This window comes from Vibrio sp. Vb0598, assembly GCF_033338935.1.
In the GTDB taxonomy this organism is placed as follows: domain Bacteria; phylum Pseudomonadota; class Gammaproteobacteria; order Enterobacterales; family Vibrionaceae; genus Vibrio; species Vibrio alginolyticus.
The window spans coordinates 574,083-580,686 of the sequence record NZ_JAWOTP010000001.1 but is presented as its reverse complement, the minus strand read 5'-3'; the positions used below and the strand labels follow the sequence as shown (position 1 = coordinate 580,686).

At 43.9% G+C, this 6,604-nt stretch carries 4 protein-coding genes; 1 reads left to right on the top strand and 3 read right to left on the bottom strand.

Annotated features, from left to right (window positions below; all coding sequences use genetic code 11):
• The coding region (locus R7Q38_RS02550) for a retention module-containing protein (protein WP_318114008.1) at positions 1 to 3,062 on the bottom strand (3,062 nt) is incomplete at its 3' end.
• Positions 3,063 to 3,923: 861 nt separating this feature from the next.
• Here R7Q38_RS02550 and R7Q38_RS02545 point away from each other — a divergent pair.
• Positions 3,924 to 4,175, top strand: coding sequence for a YgjV family protein (locus tag R7Q38_RS02545; protein ID WP_005376619.1), 252 nt, complete (start codon positions 3,924 to 3,926; stop codon positions 4,173 to 4,175).
• A gap of 88 nt (positions 4,176 to 4,263) precedes the next feature.
• Here the strand turns inward: R7Q38_RS02545 and R7Q38_RS02540 are convergent, their stop codons facing one another.
• Together R7Q38_RS02540 and R7Q38_RS02535 are read right to left on the bottom strand one after the other, a co-directional pair.
• Entirely contained in the window at positions 4,264 to 4,545 is a 282-nt protein-coding gene (locus tag R7Q38_RS02540) for a DUF2218 domain-containing protein (RefSeq protein ID WP_005376622.1), read from the bottom strand.
• A 41-nt stretch (positions 4,546 to 4,586) separates the two neighbouring features.
• Positions 4,587 to 6,593 (bottom strand): TonB-dependent siderophore receptor, encoded by a 2,007-nt coding sequence (locus tag R7Q38_RS02535; RefSeq protein ID WP_005382608.1) that lies wholly within the window; start codon positions 6,591 to 6,593, stop codon positions 4,587 to 4,589.
• Between the last annotated feature and the right edge of the window lie 11 nt (positions 6,594 to 6,604).

Here is a 6,604-nt window from a genome sequence, read left to right as displayed (position 1 = left end):
TAGCTACCATCAGTATTCACCGTCAGCGTAAAGACCGCTTCACTACCCGCTGTCGCCTCGTAAGTAAAGCTGCCATCAGCGTTTGCGGTTTCAGTCAGCGTAACTGCCACGCCTTGTGATGTAAGGCCAGCTACTGGTGTTGCAGACGCGTCAAGCTGATAGCTCACCACTCGGTCAGAGCCTTGTGTGGTGGTGAAGTTACCATCAATAGAAATCGGGTCAGTCTGGTCCGAACCAATCGTGCCTAAATCATCTTCATCAACAGTAATCGCATCAACATCGGTAATAGTTGGCTTATCATCCACGATGGTAACAGGCAATACGATTTGACTTGTGTCACCATCAAAGTCTGTAGCAATAACGCTAAAATCAAGGGTTAAGCTGTCGCTATTTGCCGCATGGTCAATTGGACCTTGCAGCTCAAAACTGTACGAGCCGTCGGTATTCAAAATTAATGTGAAAACTGCACTGCCATTTGCCGTTGCGCTGTAGGTGTAACTGCCATCTGCATTTTGCGTTTCGGCAATGGAAACGGTTTGACCTTGAGATTGCAGGCCATTTAAAGAATCAGCGTTTACATCCAACTGATACTGTACGACGCCATCAGAACCTTGAGTCGTCGTGAACTGACCTTCAACCAATGTTGGCTGTGATTGGTCTGAGCCTACCGAACTTAAGTCATCTTCATCGACGTTAAGAGCGACAACGTCATTAATAGTTGGCACATCATCAGTAATGGTAACCGGTAGAACAAGTGAGCTGGTGTCACCGTCAAAGTCCGTTGCGACAATAGTGAAGTCTAGAGTTAAGCTATCGCTACCCACAGCATGATCGATTGGACCTTCAAGGGTAAATGAATAAGAACCGTCAGGGTTCACTTGTAAGGTGAAGATAGCGTCCCCTTCTGCCGTTGCAGAATAGGTAAAGCTGCCATCTGAATTGGTTGTTTCCGTCAGAGAGATAGATCGCCCCTGCGATTCCAACCCATTGAGTGGATCAGTGCCGCTCTCTAATTGATAACTTACAACACGGTCTGAGCCCTGAGTCGTCGTGAAGCTACCTTGCGCGAACACAGAGTCGCTTTGATCGGAGCCAATGCTTGATAAATCGTCTTCATCGACGGCTAGCGCATCAACGCCATCAATCGAAGGAACGTCATCTTGAACTTGAATGACAATTTGCGCAGCTTCTGGTGTGTTCGAACCTTCGGTAATAGAGGAGCGGTCACCATCCGCATCTACCGCGTAAACTGGCAGTGAGAAAGTGAGCGAGTCATCGTTAGCACCCGTATGGTCAAGTTGTTCATACAAGTTGAATTGGTATTCGCCCAATGCAGGTGCATCAATCGCCACATCAAATATGGTAATACGCACACCATCCAGCTCGATGAAGCCTTCGTAAGTACGTACGCCGTTACTCTCGGACGCTAGTTCTAGTTGAACAACCTGCCCTTGAGATTGGAGTTCTCCACCAACATTGAACTCTGTAGGTTCCAACTCATAGTGATCAATGATGTCACTTCCGACCGCTGTCGTGATCGACCCAGTACCACTTGTTACTGCCGCGCCTTCCTGTGAACCTTGGTCAACCCCCGCCTCATCTAAAGACAAGCCCGTCACGTTCTCAATCACTGGGTTATCGCCATCGAGGATGGTCATCGTAAAGGTGTTGCTTGCCGTATCTTGGTCGAAATCGACGATTGTGGTTGGCAAAGAGAGCTCAATCGTATCTTCACCGTTTGTTTGTTCTAACGGCTTAAATTGCTCAAATTGGTAGGTACCATCAGTATTCAAACTGATGGTTAAGACGGTTTCATTCGAGCCCGCAATGGACAAGGTGATAGTACTGCCGTCTTCAGAGAGTACCGCTTCTGTCGCCTGATTATCACTCAGTAGGCCATCGAACTGACTAAGTCCTTCTTGATTAAACGTGACCGTTGCCAATTGATCACTACCAATATCAACAAAAGTGCCAGTAATTGGTGTAGAAGAAGATTCAACGTTTTCAAAAGTAACGTTCTGCGGCGCAGGATCATCGCCATCAATAACGGTTGTCGTAAAATCGATAGGCGCTTGAATGCTGTTCCCACCAATATCTGCGCCAGTAATATCAAAAGCAATATTGATTTGATCACCGACGATCGATACTTGGCCATCAGCAACAGACGCAACATGGTCAATACCCTGGCTAATCGTGGTAACGACCTCTAACTCTAAATCACGGCCTAAAGATGTCGCTTCGATCTCGATACGAAGCACTTCGTTACCACCTTGAGTGCCGATAATGGCATTTTGCGCTTCGTCGTAAACGAACGCCACTGGCTGACCACCAGAGGTAATGTCACTATTTAACTCGATTAACAAAGACTCTAATGAGGACGTTTCAGGTACAAATGAAGCAGTATCAAGTGCGAGATCCCCTGCTTCAACCAGCACACTAGAAGAAATGGTTTGCGGGTAGCTAGATAGAGAAATTGAGCCTTCTGTTACGCTAGATTGCAGTGACTGCCCACCATCAGCAAAAATCGTGACATTCAAACCGTCATCTTCGTCGCGATCATCTTCTCCGCTGCGAGTCGCAGACGTTTCAAAAAAAGTAGACGCGAGTACTTCCGGGTTATTATATTCAACCGTCACGTAGCCAGCATTAGCCGAGCCTTCAGCACCTGCGCCAGCAGCTGTTGCTTCTAAGATAGCGGTAGGGTCAGCTCCGTCTAAAATAGCTTGCTGGATAGCGGCAATATCGTTGGCGTCGAAGTCAGCACTTCCTATAGCCGTTGGGTCAAAAGTCACCAAGCCATTAACTGGAGATTGTACCAATACTGGTTCTAGTGATTCAGAAGAAGGCACAGGAAGACAAGCAACACAATTTGCATCGACCAGATAAAGCTCATTATTTATCTGTACGTCGAGAGAAGCATTATTTTCTGTGATAATAATCTCGCTAGGTCTTAACTCATCCCCCGCTTTTATGACCTTAACGTTTCCATCCAGGCCCAAAACCAAAACTTCACCTTTGACAGCATTTACAATCGCGCTCTGCGGTACCGTGTGCGTACTCATCTGACCTCCGCTAATGGCTTACGTTTCCCATTAACCTTTTTAGATAATTTCTTATTAATTTAGTGCGGCATACTGCACACCTTTATGCGATTAAACTAAGTATTGAATCATTAAACAATCGATAAATACCCTACTACCGAGCAACATAAGTAAAACTTACTCGTAGTCACAGAAATGTGACACATGTGCTGACGCGTAGATATCGAATAATTATATGAAATTGATACCTTATTCTAATTAAGTGTAGTTGTTTTAAGAAAAGAAGAGAGATGAAATCATTCAGCTAAACGCCAGACTGCCGGTTGCGATCAATAATGGAAGAAAAGCAATGAGAATGTTGTATACACCGGAGCGTGATGACAGCTTAATCAATATCGGTGACGAAAAAAACGTAACGATTAAATATTGAACAACATAAATTGCAGGACAAAATGCAACGATAAAAATGTGGCTTACGATATGAATCCCCGCACACCACGAGTTCGGTTTTGTTCTGATATACAGCAAAAAAAACACGACCAAGCTAATAATAAAATACATAAACACAGCACTTGAAAATAATTATCATTTTCAATCATATGTAAATATTCCCTTACTTTCAATGGTGTTTGAGCTATTAATGTCATCGTTATTATCAATCAACACAATAAGTAAAATTATCAGTAATTCCAGTCCTAAACGTTTGCGTAATCGCTAACCTTCTCTTAACCTTGATTTGAGGCTTTTATCACGGTTTTTCCATTGATATAGTGCGTCCATACAACAAAAAAAGACCATTCGAGGCATGGAGCTTCCTCATTAATCTCAAGATGAGAAGAATTGGTACCGACAAAATTCGGCAGATTTTAAGAGGGTCAAAAAATGGACATGAATATGGTTGAGATTTTAGGTTATGCAGCTTCAATCATGGTCGCTATTTCGCTAACTATGAAAGATATTGTTAAGCTTCGTATCCTTAACTTTATTGGTTGTGCGCTATTTACCGCTTACGGACTAATGATTGATTCTTGGCCTGTAGTATTAACTAACGGTTTTATTGCTTGCGTTAACATCTACTTCCTAGCAAAAATGCAGCAGGAAAAAAAAAGCCTAGAGCCTGAGAAAGCGCAATAGCATTCAAACAATAAAAGCCCGCAAATCATAAGATTGCGGGCTTTTGCTTTTAATATTCCATTTCTATCACAGCATCCCTAAACGAGCGCTAACGAACCCAGCTAAGTGCTAATGTTTCTCGACGAGAAAACATGTCCACATGCGATGAAATGATCGCCTTAACCGTATTCAGTTTCTCTTCTGAATCCGCCTCACAGGTTATAGTTAGGCTAGATGCACAAAGGTTAAACTCCGCTTTTCCCGTCGGAAATGTCACCAAACCGCTATTTTCATTCCAAGTAGCAGGAACCTTTCGTCCAAAATGCCGACAAAGCGTCACTAAGTATTTGTCAGCGTGTTCACTATCTATTCGGGTGCTTTCTTTAATCATGAACTTACTCGTTACTTTGAAACGTCCTATGAAGAACCTTGTTAGAATTGATAAGCTGCAGAGAGCTTGAAGTTGCGACCCGGCTCGTAGTCATCAAGCGTGAAGCCACGTGCAGTACCCGAACGAGACGCATGAGAGCTGTACAACTCGTCAAATACATTATCAATACCAAAGGTCACCGACAGTCCATCAATATCAGACGGCACCCATTGAGCGTATAGATTATGCACATCATAACTTGCTTTCTTTGGCTGACCATCAAAGACGTTGTCTTCCTCTAGAACAAACATTGAGTTCCACCCGAAGATCGTTTCTAAAGCGTCTGACTGGTAATCCAAAGTTAGAGCAATGCTATCACCCATATCAATGCTACGCCCATTGCCCCCAGCAACAGGACCACCAGTATTCTTGTTTTTGGTGTCCGACTTAGAGTAAGAAAGTTTGCTGTTAAACTTGTCGTAACCATAAGAAGCACTTGCCTCAAAGCCTTTAATCTCAACATCACCTAAGTTGTAAATCAGGTAAGTTTGAGTCGCGTTTTGGTACTGGTCTGCAATGTAATCATCAATTTCCGTTTGGAATACCGTAATATTCGCCCCAAAGAAATGCTTATCAAAGGTTTTATCAAAACGAACACCACCCTGCGTGTTCAATCCCGTTTCTGGCTTTAGCCCATCCTCTAAAAATGCAACGTCTTGGTAAGCAATAAAGGTTTCCATTAGCTCTGGACCTTTAAATAGAGAACGTGCACTCGCAAACAACGTCCAATCTTGAGTCACCGCCCACTCTGCAGCTAGAGCCCAAGTCACATCATCATAATTACTGGTTCCTGTCTCAGCTTTGCGTTTGTAATCATCAAAGCGCATACCTGCGGTAATAAAGAAGGCATCAGAGAAGAAGAACTGATCTTCTACAAACAGTGCGGTTGAAATCGCCGATTCGTCCATAAACTTACGACTACCGTAGTAACTCGAAGACGTTTTATCCATGTAGTCGAAGCCATAAGTGACTCGATTATCAAACTCACCTAACATAACATCTGACTGGAATTTGCCATTCAAACCAAAGTTTTGGTTTTTGGCGGTGTTCTTTGATAAACGGTTCGAGGGCCAACGAGGGGCCATCACCGTTTCGTCACGTTTAATTTCTGTCTCGGTATTATAAAGAGTGACGTTTCCTTGGTGTTGTTCGCCTCGCAACTCGTAACTCAAAGTAACGGTATCGCGGTCATAATCCGTAGGGATAAGTAACTTGCTCGACAGGCTATTATTTGCACTACCAGACATATCAGGACGCGGACTGTAATCTCCACTGTCTCGGTACATGTCATAAGAGAGCTCAAAACGATGGATGTCATTTAGTTCATACCCCAGCTTAGCCAGAATGTTGTAAACATCACCTGCAGCACCATAGGTTTTATTGCCATCACCATCTTCAAAATCATCACGCGTAACGTAATGGCCATAGACCATCGCATCAATGTTTTCGGACAAAAGTCCGTACAGTGTCAACGAACCTTGTTGGTTGTCGTTGGATGCATAGCCGCCATAAACACGCGCACCAAACTTTTCATCGTAACGAAGTAAGTCACGAGCGTCTTTCGTTTCAAAGTAGACCGAACCGCCTAACCCGTTTTGAGTCACAGAGTTATTACCTACCTGAATGTCCGCAGATTTGAGAATGTCAGGGTTCAACGTCAAGTTACCAATATGATGGAACATGCTCGCATGCTGAGAAGCACCGTCAAGACGAATGTCCAAATCGGTTTCGCTCAAACCACGAATCGTAATACGTTGATTCACAGAGTGTGTTCCACCAACATCCACACCGGGAATATCGCGCAGTAAATCAGACATATGATCGGCCTGCTTCAGTGACATGTCGTCCGCAAACATCGACTCAGTGTTGCTGGAAACTTTCGTTCCCCATACAACGACCTCTTCAAAATGTGACTCAGTATCTTGAGCTAAAACAGGGGTTGATAGCGCCATTCCCACTGCAAGGCAAAGGCTTGAAAGCTTGATAGGTGAACAAGCAGGGCTTTCCATAACTTAATTCC

Bases quoted from the DNA above. Each gene is read 5' to 3' on its own strand.
- R7Q38_RS02535 (WP_005382608.1), bottom strand. From the start codon at position 6,593: ATGGAAAGCCCTGCTTGTTCACCTATCAAGCTTTCAAGCCTTTGCCTT.
- R7Q38_RS02540 (WP_005376622.1), bottom strand. From the start codon at position 4,545: ATGATTAAAGAAAGCACCCGAATAGATAGTGAACACGCTGACAAATAC.
- R7Q38_RS02545 (WP_005376619.1), top strand. From the start codon at position 3,924: ATGGACATGAATATGGTTGAGATTTTAGGTTATGCAGCTTCAATCATG.